The organism is uncultured Arthrobacter sp., assembly GCF_902805515.1.
GTDB lineage: Bacteria > Actinomycetota > Actinomycetes > Actinomycetales > Micrococcaceae > Arthrobacter_D.
The window spans coordinates 1-17,870 of the sequence record NZ_CADCTE010000018.1 but is presented as its reverse complement, the minus strand read 5'-3'; the positions used below and the strand labels follow the sequence as shown (position 1 = coordinate 17,870).

General features: G+C 69.1%; 16 protein-coding genes. 6 read left to right on the top strand and 10 right to left on the bottom strand.

Going from position 1 to position 17,870, the window contains the following annotated elements; all coding sequences use genetic code 11:
* The 4 genes from guaB to groES all read right to left on the bottom strand — a co-directional run.
* Positions 1 to 1,458, bottom strand: a 1,458-nt coding sequence (gene guaB / locus QZX79_RS02070; RefSeq protein WP_294563968.1) for an IMP dehydrogenase, incomplete at its 3' end; no start/stop codon positions are given.
* Positions 1,459 to 1,629: 171 nt separating this feature from the next.
* The gene (locus QZX79_RS02065) at positions 1,630 to 3,672 is read right to left on the bottom strand and encodes an acyltransferase family protein (protein ID WP_294563967.1); all 2,043 of its coding nucleotides are present in this window, start codon (positions 3,670 to 3,672) and stop codon (positions 1,630 to 1,632) included.
* 283 nt (positions 3,673 to 3,955) lie between these two features.
* On the bottom strand, positions 3,956 to 5,569 hold the full coding sequence (groL, locus tag QZX79_RS02060) for a chaperonin GroEL (RefSeq protein WP_294563965.1): 1,614 nt from the start codon (positions 5,567 to 5,569) through the stop codon (positions 3,956 to 3,958).
* A gap of 73 nt (positions 5,570 to 5,642) precedes the next feature.
* Positions 5,643 to 5,939: a co-chaperone GroES gene (gene groES, locus QZX79_RS02055; protein WP_087076694.1), complete on the bottom strand. Its 297-nt coding sequence runs from the start codon at positions 5,937 to 5,939 to the stop codon at positions 5,643 to 5,645.
* 244 nt (positions 5,940 to 6,183) lie between these two features.
* On the opposite strand from groES, the gene QZX79_RS02050 reads away from it, so the two are divergent.
* Complete coding sequence (locus QZX79_RS02050; protein ID WP_294563952.1) at positions 6,184 to 7,431, top strand: THUMP-like domain-containing protein; 1,248 nt, start codon at positions 6,184 to 6,186, stop codon at positions 7,429 to 7,431.
* Here QZX79_RS02050 and QZX79_RS02045 read toward each other — a convergent pair.
* Complete coding sequence (locus QZX79_RS02045; protein ID WP_294563949.1) at positions 7,428 to 8,636, bottom strand: MFS transporter; 1,209 nt, start codon at positions 8,634 to 8,636, stop codon at positions 7,428 to 7,430. The two genes, QZX79_RS02050 and QZX79_RS02045, sit on opposite strands and share 4 nt — an antisense overlap.
* 212 nt (positions 8,637 to 8,848) lie before the next feature.
* On the opposite strand from QZX79_RS02045, the gene QZX79_RS02040 reads away from it, so the two are divergent.
* Positions 8,849 to 9,538: an HAD family hydrolase gene (locus QZX79_RS02040; RefSeq protein ID WP_294563946.1), complete on the top strand. Its 690-nt coding sequence runs from the start codon at positions 8,849 to 8,851 to the stop codon at positions 9,536 to 9,538.
* 29 nt (positions 9,539 to 9,567) lie between these two features.
* Here the strand turns inward: QZX79_RS02040 and QZX79_RS02035 are convergent, their stop codons facing one another.
* Positions 9,568 to 10,383 (bottom strand): shikimate 5-dehydrogenase, encoded by an 816-nt coding sequence (locus QZX79_RS02035; protein WP_294563943.1) that lies wholly within the window; start codon positions 10,381 to 10,383, stop codon positions 9,568 to 9,570.
* A 136-nt stretch (positions 10,384 to 10,519) separates the two neighbouring features.
* Here QZX79_RS02035 and QZX79_RS02030 point away from each other — a divergent pair, with 136 nt between their 5' ends.
* The 3 genes from QZX79_RS02030 to QZX79_RS02020 all read left to right on the top strand — a co-directional run bounded on the left by QZX79_RS02030 (position 10,520) and on the right by QZX79_RS02020 (position 13,056).
* Positions 10,520 to 11,659 carry a glutamate--cysteine ligase gene (locus tag QZX79_RS02030; RefSeq protein WP_294563940.1) on the top strand — a complete coding sequence of 380 codons (1,140 nt, stop codon included), beginning with the start codon at positions 10,520 to 10,522 and terminating at the stop codon, positions 11,657 to 11,659.
* 99 nt (positions 11,660 to 11,758) lie between these two features.
* Entirely contained in the window at positions 11,759 to 12,280 is a 522-nt protein-coding gene (locus tag QZX79_RS02025) for a GNAT family N-acetyltransferase (RefSeq protein WP_294563937.1), read from the top strand.
* Positions 12,277 to 13,056 carry an alpha/beta fold hydrolase gene (locus tag QZX79_RS02020; protein WP_294563934.1) on the top strand — a complete coding sequence of 260 codons (780 nt, stop codon included), beginning with the start codon at positions 12,277 to 12,279 and terminating at the stop codon, positions 13,054 to 13,056. Before QZX79_RS02025 ends, QZX79_RS02020 begins: the two co-directional genes overlap by 4 nt.
* Before the next feature lie 88 nt (positions 13,057 to 13,144).
* Here QZX79_RS02020 and QZX79_RS02015 read toward each other — a convergent pair whose 3' ends face one another.
* The gene (locus QZX79_RS02015; protein WP_294563931.1) at positions 13,145 to 13,306 is read right to left on the bottom strand and encodes a hypothetical protein; all 162 of its coding nucleotides are present in this window, start codon (positions 13,304 to 13,306) and stop codon (positions 13,145 to 13,147) included.
* Between the two features lie 212 nt (positions 13,307 to 13,518).
* Positions 13,519 to 14,223, bottom strand: a complete 705-nt coding sequence (locus tag QZX79_RS02010) for a DUF4386 domain-containing protein (RefSeq protein ID WP_294563928.1) — start codon at positions 14,221 to 14,223, stop codon at positions 13,519 to 13,521.
* Between the two features lie 129 nt (positions 14,224 to 14,352).
* Between QZX79_RS02010 and QZX79_RS02005 the strand changes: the two genes are divergently transcribed.
* The gene (locus tag QZX79_RS02005; protein WP_294563925.1) at positions 14,353 to 15,030 is read left to right on the top strand and encodes a TetR/AcrR family transcriptional regulator; all 678 of its coding nucleotides are present in this window, start codon (positions 14,353 to 14,355) and stop codon (positions 15,028 to 15,030) included.
* A gap of 81 nt (positions 15,031 to 15,111) precedes the next feature.
* Here QZX79_RS02005 and QZX79_RS02000 read toward each other — a convergent pair whose 3' ends face one another.
* Together QZX79_RS02000 and QZX79_RS01995 are read right to left on the bottom strand one after the other, a co-directional pair.
* Positions 15,112 to 16,257 carry a mannitol-1-phosphate 5-dehydrogenase gene (locus tag QZX79_RS02000; RefSeq protein WP_294563922.1) on the bottom strand — a complete coding sequence of 382 codons (1,146 nt, stop codon included), beginning with the start codon at positions 16,255 to 16,257 and terminating at the stop codon, positions 15,112 to 15,114.
* On the bottom strand, positions 16,257 to 17,870 hold a 1,614-nt coding region (locus tag QZX79_RS01995), incomplete at its 5' end, for a PTS mannitol transporter subunit IICBA (RefSeq protein ID WP_294563918.1). The genes QZX79_RS02000 and QZX79_RS01995, both read right to left, overlap by 1 nt.

Genomic DNA, 17,870 nt, shown 5'->3' with positions numbered 1-17,870 from the left:
CCCGGCAGCGGTGATGCGGATGAACTTGCCCTTGGCCTTCAGCTCGGGGATCGTCCGTGCACCCGTGTAGAACATCGTCTGGCGCAGGCCGCCGACGAGCTGGTACGCCACCGAGGCGAGCGGGCCGCGGTAGGCGACACGGCCTTCGATGCCCTCGGGGATGAGCTTGTCGTCACCGGAGACATCGGCCTGGAAGTAGCGGTCCTTGGAGTAGGAGGTGTTCTTTCCGCGGGTCTGCATGGCGCCGAGCGAGCCCATGCCGCGGTAGGTCTTGTACTGCTTGCCGTTGACGAAGATCAGCTCACCCGGTGCCTCGGCCGAACCGGCGAGGAGCGAGCCGAGCATCACGGTGTCGGCGCCGGCCACGAGGGCCTTGCCGATATCACCCGAGTACTGAAGCCCGCCGTCGGCGATGAGGGGGACGCCCGCGGGGATGGCCGCCTTGGCGGATTCGTAGATCGCGGTGACCTGGGGAACGCCGACGCCGGCGACGACGCGCGTGGTGCAGATCGAGCCCGGCCCGACGCCGACCTTGATGCCGTCCGCACCTGCGTCGATGAGCGCCTGGGCGCCGGCACGGGTCGCGGCCTGGCCGGCGATGATGTCGACGTGCGCCAGGGACTTCTCGGCCTTCAGCCGGGCCACCATCTCGAGGACCCCGGCGCTGTGGCCGTTGGCCGTGTCGACGAAGAGGGCGTCAACCCCGGCGTCGACGAGGGCCATGGCGCGCTCCCAGCCGTCACCGAAGAAGCCGATCGCCGCGCCGACCCGGAGGCGGCCGTCGTCGTCCTTGGTGGACAGGGGGTACTGCTCGGCCTTCGTGAAGTCCTTGACGGTGATGAGCCCGCGGAGGATTCCCTCGTCGTCGACGAGTGGGAGCTTTTCGATCTTGTTGGTCCCCAGCAGCGCGATTGCCTCATCGCCGCTGATGCCGACCTTGCCGGTGATCAGGGGCATCTTGGTCATGACTTCGCGCACCAGGCGGTTCGGGTAGTCGCGTTCCAGGACGAACCGGGTGTCGCGGTTGGTCACGATGCCGAGGAGATGGCCGAAGTCGTCGACGACGGGAAGGCCCGAGACGCGGTACTGGCCGCACAGCTCGTCCAGCTGGGCGAGGGTGGCGTCGGGGCCGATGGTGAGCGGGTTGGTGATCATGCCCGACTCGCTGCGCTTCACCCGGTCGACCTGCTCGGCCTGGTCGGCGATCGAGAGGTTGCGGTGGATGACGCCGAGGCCGCCCTGGCGGGCCATGGCGACGGCCATGCGCGCCTCGGTCACGGTGTCCATGGCGGCGGAGAGCAGCGGGGTCTGGACGGAGATGCGCTTGGAGACGCGCGAGGAGGTGTCGGCTTCGGACGGGATGACGTCGGTGTGCCCGGGAAGCAGCAGCACGTCGTCGTAGGTCAGGCCGATGAATCCGAAGGGGTCGTGGGGTTCGTTCTGCTCAGACAGGGTCACTACTGGTCCTCTTTCGGGGTGTCACCGCGGGTGGGGGTGCCATCGGCGGCTCTGCCGTCCGGCTCTTAACCATTCTAAAACCAATCCCCTCCGTGCCCTATTCCCCGGCCGGCATGACGGCGGCCACCCCGGCGCAGCGGAGCCCCGCGCAGCGGAGCCCGGGGCGGCGTCTCACCAGCCGGTGAGGGCGAGGAACCGCTCGTTGAAGACCGGCTGGATCGTCTTGACGTAGGTTCGAGTGAGGTGGTCGCGGTCCTTGTAGACGAGCACATTGCCGATCAGGCCCGGGCAGGAGGTGGCGGTGCAGACCTGGTCGGTCAGGTCCAGCACGCCGATCCCGGGATTGTCCCGGGCGACCTGCTCGAGCGGGGACACCGGAGCGAGGAGCTCGGAGCGGGGCAGGGCGCAGGCGTCGGGGTCTTCGCTGTTGAGCTCGATGCATTTGGCCATGTCGAACTCGAACCGTGGAGTGTCGCGCAGTGCCACGACCTCGATGCCCCGGTCAAGGAAGGGCTGCACGCCGGCGGCGTAGCCGTCCGGGACGGTTTCCGCGGGCGAGCTCCAGTCCGTCTTGGACCCGACCGTCAGAACGGCGTCCGGCGCGAGGTCCAGGGCGTAGTCCAGGGCCGCGGCGTTGTGCGCATTGCACTCCGGGCTCATGGCGGGTGATTCCGCCCCGAACCGGCAGGCGGGCTTGTGTACCAGGACGGCGTTCCAGTTGCGCTCGGTGGCCAGGGCACCGACAGCGGTCAGCCATACCTGGGCGTGGGAGTCGCCGAGGATCAGGATGGTGCGCTCCGGCGACTCGGCGTTGCCGGCCTGGGAGCAGAATTCGATCCGGTGGTCGGCGGGGGCCAGGGCGCCTTCGCAGTGGCCGTCGTACTCGGCCCACTCGTCGCCCAGGGCGCTGGCGAGCGGAAGGACCGCGGCGTCCTCGGCCCCGCGGTGCTCGAACCCGGGGGCCAGCGCCCGCGCGCCGGGGTTGTCGTCCGCCGTCTGCATCCGGGCCGCGTTCTCCTGGGCCTGGACCTGCAGCTCCCACCCCGACAGGGGCACGGCGACGACGGCCAGCGCCGAGGCCACGACGAGCCCGGTGCGGCGCCTGCGCGGCGTGGGCCAGGACCAGGACCGCACGGGCACCTCGACGAACCGGGTGGTGGCGGAGGCGAGGACCAGCGACGCGGCGATCACGAGGGCGCCGTCGAGCAGCCCCGCCTCGGGCTTGCGTGCGGTCAGGAGCCAGAAGACGAGGATCGGCCAGTGCCACAGGTACAGGGCGTAGGAGTTGTCGCCGAGGCGCACCAGGGGTGCCGCGCTCAGCAGGCGGTCGACCCCGAAGCGGCTCCCGGTGCGGCCGGCGGCGAGGATGCAGGCCGCGGCCAGGGTCGGCCACAGGGCGATCCAGCCGGGGAACTGCTGCTGCACCTGCAGCAGCAGCCCGCAGCTGAGCATGGCGGCCAGCCCGACCCAGCCGAGCACCACCCGGGTACGTATTCCGAATCGGGCATATGGCAGCAGCAGCGCGATCAGGGAGCCCAGCGCGAACTCCCACAGACGGGACCGGGTGTCAAAATAAGCGGCGGCCTGGTCGTGGGTGGTCTGCCAGATGGAGAAGGCGAGGGACAGGGCGAAGACCGCCGAGAAAACGGCGATGAGGACGGTGCGGTAGCGCCGCCGGGCGGCCCGCGCCGCGAGGGCGGAGACGGCGAACAGCAGCGGCCACAGCAGGAACACCTGGCCCTGGATGGAGAGGGACCAGAAGTGCTGCAGGGGGCTGGCGTTGCTGTCGTCCTGGGCGTAGTAGTCCACGGCGTTGGCGGCAAGTTCCCAGTTCTGCACATACAGCAGGGACGCCCAGGTCTGGTCGAAGATCCCCGGCCAGCGGGAGGGCGGGGCCAGCACGGCCGTGGCGGCCAGGACGGCCACCAGCACGACGACGGCGGCGGGCAGCAGTCGCCGGAAGAGCCCCAGCCAGTACCGCAGGAGCTGCAGCGGCCGGCCCGACTCGACCTTGCCGACGAAGGAGAACGTGAGCAGGAAGGCGGAGATCAGCAGGAACACGTCGACGCCGCCGGAGACCCTGCCGAGCCACACGTGGTAGAGCACCACCATGACGACGGCGAGGGCCCGCAGGCCCTGCACCTCGGGACGCCGCTGGCGCGCCGCGGGGGCCGCGGGGAGGTTCTCCTCCGGCGCGGTTCTGGTTACACCCACATCGACCCTTTCGGTTCCTGACGGCGCCGCGGAGCGCCCGGTGTGCCGCAGGCAGCGGCGGCACAAAGCTCCAGTTTACCGTTTCGTGATCTGGAGGCGCTCCGGGACCCCTGCGGTCGTTGCCGCGAGCCCTGGTCGGACGCCGGCCGGGAGCAACCGTGTGCCGGCGGCCGGCCGCAGACGGTGAACCGCGCCGTTAAGCGAAGCACCCCGGCCGGTGGAGCCGGCCGGGGTGCTTTGCTGCCTGCCGGCACGGCCCGTGGCGGGCCCTGCCGTGCGGGGACTAGTGGCTGTGGCCGTGGCCGTCCTCGTCGTCCTCAGCGGGCTTCTCGACGACGAGCGTCTCGGTCGTCAGGACCAGGGCGGCGATCGAGGCTGCGTTGCGCAGCGCCGAGCGGGTCACCTTGACCGGGTCGATGATGCCGGCGTCGATCAGGTTTTCGTACTCGCCGGTGACGGCGTTGAAGCCGTGCCCGTCCTCGAGTTCGGAGACCTTCGCCACGACGACATAGCCTTCGTGGCCGGCGTTCTCGGCGATCCAGCGCAGCGGCTGCGCCAGGGCGCGGCGCACCAGGGCGACGGCGGTTGCGGCGTCGCCCTCGAGGGCGAGGACGCTGCTGTCGGTGTCCAGGGCCTTGCCGGCCTGGACGAGCGCGGAACCGCCGCCTGCGACGATGCCCTCATCGAGTGCGGCGCGCGTCGCGGAGACGGCGTCTTCGATGCGGTGCTTCTTTTCCTTCAGCTCAACCTCGGTGGCGGCACCGACCTTGATGACACCCACACCGCCGGAGAGCTTCGCGAGGCGCTCCTGGAGCTTCTCGCGGTCCCAGTCGGAGTCGGTGCGCTCGACCTCGGCGCGGATCTGCGCCACGCGGTCGGCGACGTCGGAGGCTTCGCCCGCGCCGTCGACGATGGTGGTGGCGTCCTTGGTGACCGTGATGCGCCGGGCGGAGCCCAGCACCTCGAGGCCGACCTGGTCCAGCTTCAGGCCCAGGTCGGGGGAAACGACCTGCGCACCGGTGAGGGTGGCGATGTCCTGCATCATGGCCTTGCGGCGGTCGCCGAAGCCGGGCGCCTTGACGGCGACGGCGTTCAGGGTGCCGCGGATCTTGTTCACCACGAGGGTGGACAGCGCTTCGCCTTCGATGTCTTCGGCGATGATGAACAGCGGCTTGCCGGCCTGGAGGGCCTTCTCCAGCAGGGGAAGGAATTCCGCCAGGGAGGAGATCTTGCCGGAGTTGATCAGGATCAGCGCGTCCTCGAGGACGGCTTCCTGGCGCTCCGCGTCGGTCACGAAGTACGGCGAGAGGTAACCCTTGTCGAACTGCATGCCTTCGGTGAGGACGAGCTCGGTCACGGTCGAGGAGGATTCCTCGATGGTGATGACGCCGTCCTTGCCGACCTTGTCGAAGGCCTCGGCGAGCAGGTCGCCGACCTCGGTGCTCTGGGCGGAGATGGCCGCGACGCTGGCGGTCTGGTGGCCGACAACCTCCTTGGCGTTCTCCAGCAGGCGCGCGGCGACGGCCTCGACCGAAACCTCGATGCCGTGCTTGAGCTGTCCCGGAGCGGCGCCGGCGGCAACGTTGCGCAGGCCTTCCTTGACCAGGGCCTGTGCGAGCACGGTGGCCGTGGTGGTGCCGTCACCGGCGACGTCGTTGGTCTTCGTCGCGACTTCCTTGGCCAGCTGGGCGCCGAGGTTCTCGTAGGGGTCGTCGAGTTCGACCTCGCGGGCGATGGTGACGCCGTCGTTCGTGATCGTGGGCGCTCCCCACTTCTTGTCCAGCACGACGTTGCGTCCGCGCGGGCCAAGGGTCACCTTGACGGTGTTTGCAAGCTTGTCGACGCCGGCCTCGAGTGCGCGTCGGGCTGCATCGTTGAACTCCAACTGCTTTGCCATGGTTTGTTCCTTTCAGGCTGGTGCAGTGAGAAGACCCCGGCCAGTACTGGCCGGGGTCTTCATCGGAAAAAGCTTACTTAACGACGACCGCCAGGACGTCGCGCGCAGAGAGCACCAGGTATTCCTGGCCGCCGTGCTTGACCTCGGTTCCGCCGTACTTCGAGTAGATGACGACGTCGCCCTCGGCGACATCGACGGGAACGCGGTTGCCGTTGTCGTCGACACGGCCCGGTCCTACAGCTACAACCTCGCCCTCCTGGGGCTTCTCCTTAGCGGTATCCGGGATGACCAGACCGGAAGCAGTCGTCTGCTCGGCTTCCAGCGGGCGGACAACAATACGATCCTCAAGAGGCTTAATAGAGACCGACACTCGGGCTCTCCTTTGCGTTCGTTACTAATGGATTGAAGGCCGTTGGTTCCGCACTGGCCGTCGTCGCGGTGCCGGCCGGCACTTTCCTCGGGATTAGCACCCTCCTACTGAGAGTGCCAACCCTGACTTTATGCACTGGTTAGCACTCGGTCAAGGCGAGTGCCAGATCGCGCGGGTTTCCGGGAGCGCGCTCGCACCCGGAAGCGCGGAGCGGACCGCCGGGTGTGTCGCCTAGGGTTGGATCATGGCTTCCGAAAACCCCGTCACCGACTCCATCGCACCGATCCTCACGCCCCAGGGCTGGGAGCTGCTGAACTCGCTGGGTCCGTACTCGGAGGCCGGCAGCCTGCAGCTGAGCGAGCAGCTGCGCCGCACCGGCCACGCGCCCGAGGTCGTGGCGGCGGCCCTGACCCAGTCCCGCCTGCGGGCCAAGGCCCACGCGAAGTTCGGCGGATTCGCGGACCGGATGGTGTTCACCTCCGCGGGGCTCGAGCAGGCGACCCGGCTGCGGGTCGCGGCCCACCACGCGCAGCGGTTCGTCGCCGCGGACCTGGTACGGGTGGCCGACCTGGGCTGCGGAATCGGCGCGGATTCGATGGCGCTGGCCACCCTGGAGCGGGAGGTGACCGCCGTCGAGCTCGACGAGACCACGGCGGCCGCCGCGACCATGAACCTGCTCCCCTGGCCGAACGCGTCGGTGCTGAACGCCGATGCGTCGGCCGTGGATGTGACGAAGTACGACGGCGTCTGGCTGGATCCGGCCCGCCGCAGCACCTCCACCTCGGGCACCACCCGCATCTTCGACCCCGAGGCGTTTTCTCCCCCGCTCTCCTTCGTCGAGGACCTCGCCGCCCGCGGCACGCCCGTGGGAGTGAAGCTGGGCCCCGGCATCCCGCACGAGGCGGTACCGGCGGACTGCGAGGCCCAGTGGGTCTCCGTGGACGGCGACGTGACCGAGGCGGCCCTCTGGTTCAACGCGCTCCGCCGGCCCGGGGTGCGCCGCGCCGCCCTCGTCCTCAGCGCCCACGGCGCGGCCGAGCTGACCAGCACCGAGGACTTCGGCGCCGGCCCGGAGGCGCCCGTCGGCCCGCCGGAGGGCTACCTGTACGAGCCGGACGGAGCCGTGATTCGGGCGGGCCTCGTCGCCGACGTCGCGGAGCGGCTCGACGGGCACCTTCTCGATCCCCGGATCGCGTACATCTGCGCGCCGGAGCTTCACGAGACGCCGTTCGCCCGCCCCTACCGGATCGTCGAGACCCGCCCCTTCAATATCAAGGCTCTCAAGCAGTGGGTGCGCGCCGAAGGCATCGGCGTCCTCGACATCAAGAAGCGCGGCACCTCGGTCACCCCGGAGGAGGTGCGGCGCCAGCTGCTCAGCGGCTCCGGGAGGGCCCGGAAAAAGGCCACGCTGGTCCTGACCCGGATCGGCGATGACCGGGTGGCCATCGTCGTCGAGCCCGTCCCGACGCACCCGGCCCCGGCGGCCGGCTAGGCCCCGAGCCTGCGGGTGCGCACCACTCCTAGCAGCACACCACCCAGGAGGGCGGCCGCGCCGCCGGCGATCAGCGCCGCCCGCACGTCGAAACTGTTGACGAGCACCCCACCCACCGCCGCGCCGAGGCCGATGGCCAGCTGGAAGGCGGCGACGGTGACCCCGGAGACCGATTCGAGGCTCTCCGGGTGGGCCCGCGCCATCCAGGACTGGATGAGGGTGGGGATGGCACCGAAGCCGAGTCCCCAGAGCACGATGGCCGCAACGGCGACCGGGAGGCTGCTGCCCAGGGTGGCCCACATGATGGTTGCGATGCCCACTGCCGCCCCCATGACGACGACGGAGCGGTGGAGTGCGCCGTCGGCGGCCGGGCCGCTGGCGAGGTTGCCCACGAACGAGGCGATGCCGAACGCGGCCAGCGCCAGGGCGAACCCCTCGGCGGTGAGCCCGGCGACGAGGTCACCGGCCAGGCGGATGTAGGTGAAGCCGGCGAAGTGTCCGCCGGCGATGAGGAACATGCCGACCATTCCGACGATCACCAGGGGCGACCGGAGGGTCGCCACGAAGGCCCGGCCCGGTGAGGGTTCGGGGGCGACCGGCGGAAGCCAGGCCGCGGCCAGGACGAGGCCGACAACGCTCGCCGCGGCCGCCAGCAGGAACAGCACGCGCCAGCCCCACAGCTCGCCGAGCAGCAGACCCAGGGGAACGGCGAGGATGGTGGCCAGGGAGACGCCGACGTTGACGACCATCATGCCGCGGCCGATCCTTTCGCGGCTGACCAGGGCGGCGACGACGGCGATGGCCAGCGCCCAGAACCCTCCGACCGATACCCCGAGCAGGAGCCGCGCGGTGAGCAGCACCGCGAACGACGGGGCCAGGGCGACCAGGAGGTTGGACACCGCGGCCAGGACCACGAGCCCGATCAGCGCGATCCGCCGGTCAAGCCGCGGCAGCACCAACGCGATGGCGGGACCGGTGACCGCTGCGGCGACGGCGGTGGCGGTCACTGCCTGGCCCGCGAGGCCCTCGGAGATGCGAAGATCCGAGGACATGCGGGAGAGCAGGCTCGCCGGAAGGAATTCGCTCGTCACGATCGCGAAGAGGACTACGGACAGGGAAGCCACTCCCCACCATGGCGACCGGGTGCGGGGCGGACTGGGGTGCGGCGGGGCGGCATCCTGCGCGGTGGCGGTGCTGGAGTTCATGAAGGGCTCTTTTCGGATTGGAACGTTCATTCATCGGAGGCGGCCGCGCTGCCGCTTGTCAGTTATTGAACAACCATTCAAGAAGTGCGGTAATTCCCCGCCCCGCCGTTCCGTACTAGACGGCCACCCCGCGGGCCAGCCGCAGAATTTCTCCGGACGCGGGTGCGCGCTTACTAGACTCGGGGAAAACCCGGACAGCTAAGGTGGCAGCCATGACCCCCCAGCCAGCATCACCGCGCCGCGGTGTCCTCTTCGACGTCGACGGAACCCTCGTCGACTCGAACTACCAGCACACGATCGCCTGGTGGCAGGCGTTCCGCCGCTTCGGACACGACGTGCCGATGGCGGAGATCCACCGGGCGATCGGCATGGGCGGTGACAAACTCGTCGCGCACCTGCTCGGTGAAGACCGCGATGCCTCCCTCGACGGCGAACTCGACGCGACGCACGGCGCCGTGTTCTCGACCTTCTGGCCGTCCCTGCGCGCATTCGACGGCGCCGGCGACCTGCTGGGCCGCTGCTTCGACGAGGGACTCGTCGTGGTCCTCGCCTCCTCCGCCTCCGGGAAGGAGCTCGAGGTGCTGCGCAGCGTCATCGACGCCGACGCCGCCATCACCGGCGCCACGAGTTCCTCGGACGCCGAGAACAGCAAGCCCTCCCCCGACATCCTGCAGGCGGCGCTCGAGGCCGGCGGTCTGGAGGCGGGCAACACGATGTTCGTCGGCGATTCGGTCTGGGACGTGTTCTCGGCGACGGAACTGGACATCCCCACCATCGGCATCACCACCGGGGGCACGAGCGAGGCCGAACTGCGCGAGGCCGGCGCCGCCGAGGTGTACAAGGACGTCCGGACGCTCCTGAAGAACTTCGACGCCAGTCCCCTCGCGAAGCTGCTCGCCTGACCTGCTGCCCGCTCAGCACTGCCGCGGCGTCAGCCCTGCCGGGAGAATTCTCCGGCGGCGGCTACCTGCTCCGGGGAGGGCCGAACTCCCGTGTAGAGCACGAACTGCTCCTCCGCCTGCAGTGCGATGACCTCGGCGCCGGTGATCACGGGCTTGCCCGCGCCGCGGGCCGCACGGATCAGCGGGGTCTCCGAGGGCAGCGCGACGACGTCGAAGACCACCGAGGCAGCCTCGATCGCGGCGGCCGGGAAGGAGACCTCGTCCGCGTCCGGGCCCGCCATCCCCACCGGGGTGACGTTGATCAGCAGCCCTGCGGTCGAGGAGCCGACCTCCTGCTGCCAGGCGAACCCGTACAGCCCGGCCAGCGCCCGGCCGGCCTCCTCGTTCCGTGCCACGACGGTCACGTCGCGGAATCCGGAGTCGCGCACCGCCGCCACAACCGCCTTGGCCATGCCGCCGGAACCACGCACCAGCACCGTGTGGTCCGTGGACACCTTGTGGTCGGCCAGCAGCCGGGCCACGGCGAGGTAGTCGGTGTTGTACGCGGTGAGCACGCCGTCGTCGTTGACAATGGTGTTGACCGAATCGATCGCCGTCGCCGAGGGGTCCATCCGGTCGACGAGGGCAATGACGTCCTCCTTGAACGGCATGGAAATGGCGCAGCCGCGGATCCCCAGCGCGCGCACCCCGCCGATCGCCGCAGGCAGGTCCGTGGTGGTGAACGCCTTGTAGATGTAGTTCAGTCCCAGCTCGTCGTACAGGTAGTTGTGGAACCGGGTCCCGATATTGCTGGGCCGCGCGGCGAGGGAGATGCACAGGGTCATGTCTTTATTGAGGATCGGCACGTGCTCATTGTTCCATCCGATCGCCGCGCGCGCTGGTGCGGGCCCTGCACTACGATTGGCTCAGTTCTCATTCGCGATGACGCGCTGCCGAGGCGAAAAACCAGCACACAGTCCGGTACCGGTCAGGAGCCAGCCCATGAAGATCGATTTTGCACGCTCAGCCCAGTCCACCCTGGGCGTTGAGTGGGAGCTGGCTTTGGTCGACAGGCACAGCGGGGAGCTCGTGTCGGCCGCCGAGGAGGTCCTGCGGGGCGTCACCGCCAACCATCCCGAACTCCAGGACGACGAGGAACACCCGCACATCAAGCAGGAGCTGCTGCTGAACACTGTCGAACTCGTCACCGGCGTCTGCACGACTGTGGCCGAGGCGAAGGCGGACCTGAGCAGGTCCCTGGCCGCGGTGCGGGAGGTCACCGATCCGATGGGCGTCGAGCTGTTCTCCGCCGGATCCCACCCCTTCAGTGCTCCGCGCTCCCAGCCCGTCTCGGACAAGGAACGCTACTTCAAGCTGATCGACCGCACGCAGTGGTGGGGCCGCCAGATGGTGATTTACGGCGTGCACGTCCATGTCGGGCTCGATTCGCGGGACAAGGCCCTTCCCGTGCTTGACGGGCTCATCAACTACTTCCCCCACTTCCAGGCGCTCTCGGCCTCCTCCCCCTTTTGGGGCGGGGAGGACACCGGGTATGCCTCGCAGCGGGCTCTGATGTTCCAGCAGCTTCCCACCGCCGGGCTGCCCTTCCAGTTCCCGGACTGGGAGGCGTACGAGGCGTACGTCTCGGACATGTTCACTACGGGGGTCATCGATTCGGTGAGCGAGATCCGCTGGGACGTCCGGCCGGTCGGCAACCTCGGCACCGTCGAGATGCGCGTCTGCGACGGGCTCTCCACGCTGCAGGACGTCGGAGCGGTGGCCGCCCTGACCCAGTGCCTCGTCGACGAGTTCTCCACCCAGCTCGACGCCGGCCGGACCATCCCCACGATGCCGCCCTGGCATGTGCAGGAGAACAAATGGCGGGCCGCCCGGTACGGCCTCGACGCCATCATCATCCTCGATGCCTCCGGCAAGGAACAGCTTGTCACCCAGCACCTCACGGAGGTGCTCAACCGGCTGGAACCGGTCGCCGCGAAGCTGGGCTGCAGCGACGAACTGGCCGACGTCGAGACGATCCTGACCCGGGGCGCCGGGTACCAGCGCCAGCGCCGGATCGCCGAGGAAAATGGCGGCAACCTGCGCGCCGTCGTGATGGACATGGTCGACCAGCTGCGCCGGTAACGCCTGGTCCCGGCGGCCGTTCCGGCGGGCCAACGGCCGGCGCAGGGACCGGTTACCGGGCACTCTGGTGCCCGGTGAGCCCGCGTGAAAGGATCAGCCATGCAGATCACCCTTTCCCTCATGCCCGCTGAACGGCTCGGCCGCTGGCTTGCCGGCAGCATGAACACCTACATCGGCGAGCGGATGAGGTCCGGGGAGACGCCCGGGCAGGCACGGGCCAACGCCGAGCGTTCGCTCCAGGCCTTCTTCCCCGCCGGACGCCCCGCGCCCGGCCATCGTGTCTATCACCTGATGGCGGACGGATCGCCCGTGGGGTACCTCTGGATCGGGCCAACGGAATCGGAAGAGGCTGCGTGGTGGGTGTACGACATCGAGGTTGACGAACCGTTTCGGCACCGGGGCGTGGGCCGGCAGGCCATGCTGCTGGCCGAGGAAGATGCCCGCCGCGGCGGTGCGACCTCCCTCGGGCTCAACGTCTTTGGGCACAACCAGCCCGCGCAGCGGCTCTACGAACAGCTCGGGTATACGGCCACTGCCATCCAGATGAAGAAGCAGCTCTCCGGCCAGGACGCACCGGCGGGCGGGGAGCCGTTCGTGAAAACGGAAGGAACCCACCGATGAGCGACGTGCACTCCTCCGACGGAACCCGCATCGGCTACGAAACCCAGGGGACGGGCCCGGCGATCATCCTCATCGACGGCGCCATGTGCCACCGGGGCGCGGGGCCGATGCGCGCCCTCGCCCCCGGGCTGGCGCCGACGCGCACGGTCGTGCTGTACGACCGCAGGGGCCGCGGTGGCAGCAGCGACACCCTTCCCTATGCCGTGGACCGCGAGATCGAGGACATCGCAGCCCTGATCTCCGCGGTCGGCGCCCCGGCCGCCCTCCTGGGCATGTCCTCCGGTGGGGCGCTGGCCGCTCTCGCGGCCGCCCGCCTCGGCGGGAAAGTCTCGGACCTCATCGTCTACGAAGTCCCGTTCATGCCCGAGCCCGCCCGGCCGGCGGCCTTCGCCTATACGGCGGAGCTGGGCTCGGCGCTGAGCGCCGGGGACCGCGACGGTGCGGTGACGGCATTCCTGACCCGGGTTGGAGTACCCGGCAACGCGGTGGAGCACATGAAATCATTGCCCGCCTGGGAGGGGATGACGGCCATCGCCCCCACCCTCGGATACGACGACGCCGTCATGGGCGACAGCAGCGTTCCTGCCGAGCTGGCCTCCATCACTGCCCGCACCCTGTCCCTGGCCGGTGGCGACTCCCCCGACTTCCTGCAGTGGGGTGCCCGCGGCATCGCGGAGCTGGTTCCCGGGGCGGAATTCGATCTCCTCGACGGCCAGGGACACGACGTCGACCCGGCCCGGCTGGCCGAGCGCATCAGCGACTTCCTCGGCCGGTGACTCTGCCCGCCGCCCCTGCCCGCTGATTGCGCCCCAATCCGGCAGGAACCCGGCAGTAAACGGGCGGGCCCCCGGGGTTCTGTGCCGCTCAGGAAGCGGGCGGGTCCCGGTCGGGGTCGGCGTCCTCTTCCTCGAGTTGGGTGGTGATCAGGTCCACCCGGTCGGCCTGAATCAGGCCCTCGTCGTTCTGGATGGCTTCGATGTCGCTGCTGTCGATTTCCTGCGCCGGGTCGGGCGTTTCACTGGTCATGGCATCCTCCCTGCTGTGATGTCCGTGTGTTCGCACTGGGATCTTCCGCCGATCGTACCGCCGCGGCCCTCCCCCGCCGCCGGCATTTGCCCCCTGCGCCGAGCATCCGCTTTCAATGGCCTCCCGCGCCCTCCCATGGTAGGAGTGTGCAGCTCAAAGGCTCCGGGAGCTGCGGCACGCCGAGGTCCGGGACCTGGCGCCACGGTCGGGAGCTAGGGCACCACGACCTTTTCCGCAGGCACCGCCGCAGCGGTGGTCAGCGCGGACTTCCCGGCGAGGAGCCAGATCCCGAAGAAGAGTTCGAAGAGCCCTCCCGGGACGGTGAAGACCATGCCGAGCCCGGCGAAGCCCAGGAGTTCGAGCACGGCTCCCACGGCGAACACCGCGTAGCCGGCCAGTCCCCAGACGGCGAGGAACCGCGGTACCAGGCGCTTGCGCAGCAGCAGGGAGCAGAGAAAGACGCTGCCGAGTCCCAGTCCGGCCATCGCCACCTGGTAGGAGAGGAAGCCTCCGTTGACGGCGAGGGCCGCGAGGGTCCCGTAGTAGCCGGCATCGAGGGTACCCGCGGTGGCCTCCTGAGCGATACCGGTCAGGGACAGGAGGCTCACGACGCCGACGGCGAGGAGGACCGCCTCGAAGATCCTCGTGGCGAGGTACCCCGCGGCGACGGCCTTGCTGTGCCGCACCAGGGCCGGGAACATCAGCACGCCGATGCCCGTGACGACGGCCGAGTTGAGCAGCATCAGCACCGCACCGACGGGAAACAGCGGGTTCGAGGACACCCCGGAGAGGTAATCCGGCGCCGCCGTGGCGGTCGAGGTGAGGATGCTGCCCACCCCGTAGGTCAGGAAGCCGCCCAGGAACAGCGCCCCCACCAGCCGGGCGGCCCTCGATGATTGCGTCTGTGTTTCATTCATTGCGATCGTTCCCTTCGGTACTGGCATACCTGACGATGTAAGGTAAAGAACTGCCCTCACCATACGCCGTAAGGTAGGCTTTGGGAAGAGCGGCGGCGACCGGCTGCGCAAATCCATGGCGGGAGAGGGATGACATCGACACGAGGGGCAAAAGCACCCCGGGAGCCCGTCTCCCGGGACCGGGCGATCCGGGTGGCGGTGGATCTCGCCGACGCCGGAGGCCTCGAGTCCCTGAGCATGCGCAGGCTCGCCCAGGCGCTGGGAGTGGAGGCCATGTCGCTCTACTACCATGTGAAGAACAAGGACGACCTCATTGACGGCATGGTCGATCTGGTGTTCGACGAAATCGCCCTGCCCCCGACGGATACCCCCTGGCGGACGGCGATGGAGGACCGCGCGCACTCCGCCCGCGCCGCCTGGGCCCGGCACCCGTGGGCGATCAGCCTGATGCGCTCCACGCCGGGCGCTGCAACGCTCAGGCACCTCGACGCCGTGATCGCCTGCCTCCGCGGTGCCGGATTCTCGATGACGCTCACCGCGCACGCGATGTCGCTGCTCGACAGCTACGTCGACGGATTCGCCCTCCAGGAGGCCTCCCTGCCGCTCAGCGAGGCCGGGGACGTCAACACGGCGACCGAGAGCATCCTGGCCCAGCAGCACATGATGTCCGGCGCCTTCCCCCACCTCGCCGAGATGGCGGAGACCCATATCCTTCAACCCGGCTACGCCTATGGGGATGAATTCGCGTTCGGGCTCGGGCTCATCCTCGACGGAATTGAGGCCGCCCACCGGGCCGCCTCCGGCTGACCTCGGCGCCTCAACGCGGAAGCGCTCCCCCTCCGGCCAGGAGAGGGAGCCCTTCCGCATTAGTTCGCCGGCCTGCCCCACCTACACCGCGGCGCGGGCCTTCACGAGGCCAAGGACCGAGGGGAACAGGGCGTGCTCTGCGTCCAGGCCCGTAATCCGGGTGACTGCCTCCTCCGCCGGGTTGCCCCCGATGATGCGGGCAAGTTCCTCGACTTCAGGATCTGCAGGATCATTGAAGGCCAGTGCCGCCTCCATCGCCGCCAGCAGGGCGGCCGGATGCGTCCCGCCCTCGGCGAGTTCGGACGCGGGGCCGACGAAGCGTTCGTGGCGTCCCAGCTTGCGCAGCGGCGCCCGTCCGACCCGCACCACCGTGTCCGGCAGGTGCGGATTGGAGAACCGGCGCAGGATCTTCTGCACGTACGCCTCCTGCTCGTCGGCTGCGAAGCCGTGCTTGCTGACCAGCAACTGCTTCGTCTCCTCCAGCACGGCCCGCACCCGGCGCGCCACCTCTGAATCCGCCATGGCATCGGAGATTTTTTCGACCCCGGCCGCGTAGCCGAAATAGGCGCAGGCCGCGTGCCCGGTGTTGACCGTGAACAGCTTGCGCTCGATGTAGGGGGCGAGGTCGTCCACGTAGGTGGCCCCGGGGATCCGGGGCTCGCTGCCACCGAACGGGGTCCGGTCGATGACCCATTCGTAGAAGGTCTCCACCGTCACGTCGAGACCCTGCCCGGGCGCCTGGTTCGGCACGATCCGGTCGACGGCGGTGTTGGCGAACACCGCACGCGTGTCCAGCCCGCTCCGGTCCCCCGAGTACGCGTCCACCACGGCCTGCCGCAGCAGGTCGGTTGCATTGATCGCGTTCTCGCACGCCATCACCTGCAGCGGCTGCGCCTCCGGTGACCGCCGCGCGATGGCGGCCGCGATCACCGGAGCGAGGAACTTCAGCACCCCGGGCCCGACGGCGGTGGTGACCATGTCGGCCGTGGCGACCTCCTCGATCACCGCGGCCTCCTCGGCGCGCGAGTTCAGGGCCCGGTAGTTGTCCACCGTCTTGTCGGTGGGCTCCTCTCCCACCTCGTGGACCGTATAGGACGGCGTGGAGGCGAGCTCGTCGATCAGCGCCTCGGCCACATCGGCAAACACCACCTCGTACCCGGCTTCGTGGAGCAGCAGCCCCACGAAGCCGCGGCCGATGTTCCCCGCCCCGAAGTGCACGGCCTTCACTAGGCGTTCACCTTCCCGAAGAGCGCAAGGACCTCGTCGACGGTTTCGGCCCGGTCGAGGCGCGCCACCTGCTCCTTGTCGGAGAAGACGCGGGCGATGGCCGACAGGATCGAGAGGTGCTCGTTGTTGACCCCGGCCACGCCGACGACGAACTTCACCTGCTTGCCGTTCCAGTCGATGCCCTCGGGGTAGCGCACGATCGAGACGGCCGAACGCTTGATGTATTCCTTCGCGGCGTTCGTGCCGTGGGGAATGGCGAGGAAGTTGCCCATGTAGGTGGCAACCGACCGCTCGCGTTCGTGCATGGCGTCGATGTAGCTTTCCTCAACGGCGCCGCGGTCCACCAGCAGCCGGCCGGCCTCGTTGATGGCATCGGCCTGGTTGGTCGCCCTTCCCTGAAGGACGACGCTCCGCTCGGCGAGCACTTCCTCGCCTGCAGGCTGGGCCTGCTCCGAGATGTCGGGCGCGCCGCTGTCGGGTGCCGGCGTGCCGTCGCCCTCGCGCTGGTTACGGGCCAGGTCGACGATCTCGTCATACCGCGGGCTGTTCATGAAGTTGTCCACGGAGACATGCGTTGCTCCGGCGGTCAGCGGCCGGGCCCGGTCCGTCAGATCCTGGTGGGTGACCACCAGGTCGTAGGAGTCGGTGAGGTTCGCGATCGAGGAGTTAGTGACCTTCACATCGGTCAGGCCGGCTGCCTTGAACTTGTTCCGCAGCACTGAGGCTCCCATGGCACTCGAGCCCATGCCGGCGTCGCAGGCGAAGACAACATTGCGGATCGGGCCGGCGGGCGCCTCGCCCTTGGCACCGATCAAACCGGAGACCGAGCTCTTGCGGCCCTTGAGGTTTTCCATACGGGCGGTGGCGTTGCTCAGGCTGCCGTCGTCGTCGGCCGGGTTCCTGGTGGTCTTGAGGATCACCGAACCGATCAGGAAGGACACCGCGGTGGCGAGCAGCACCGAGAGGGTGACCCCGACGTAGCTGTCGGAGGCCGTCGCGGCGTAGACGGCGAGGATGCTGCCCGGGGCGGCCGGCGAGCGCAGCCCTGCACCGGTGATCACGAGGGTCAGGATGCCGGCCATGCCGCCGCCGATCGCGGCGAGGATCATGATGGGCTTCATCAGCACGTAGGGGAAGTAGATCTCGTGGATGCCGCCGACGAAGTGGATGAGCGCTGCACCGGGAGCGGACGCCTTGGCGATGCCCCGGCCGAAGACCATGTAGGCGAGCAGGACACCGAAGCCGGGGCCGGGGTTGGCCTCGAGGAGGAACAGGATCGACTTGCCGTTCTCAAGGGACTGCTCGGTGGCCAGCGGCGTGAGGATGCCGTGGTTGATTGCGTTATTCAGGAAGAGCACCTTGGCCGGTTCGATCAGGATGCTCGTGAAGGGCAGCAGTCCGTTGGTGACGAGGAAGTCGACGACGGCGCCGGCCGCGTTGCTGAAGGCGGTCACGAGGGGTCCGACGGCGAGCAGGCCGAAGACCGCCATCACTGCGGCGACGATGCCTGCCGAGAAGTTGTCGACGAGCATCTCGAAGCCGGGCTTGATCTTCCCGGCCCAGAGCCCGTCGAGCTTCTTCATGATGAGGGCCGTGAGCGGGCCCATGATCAT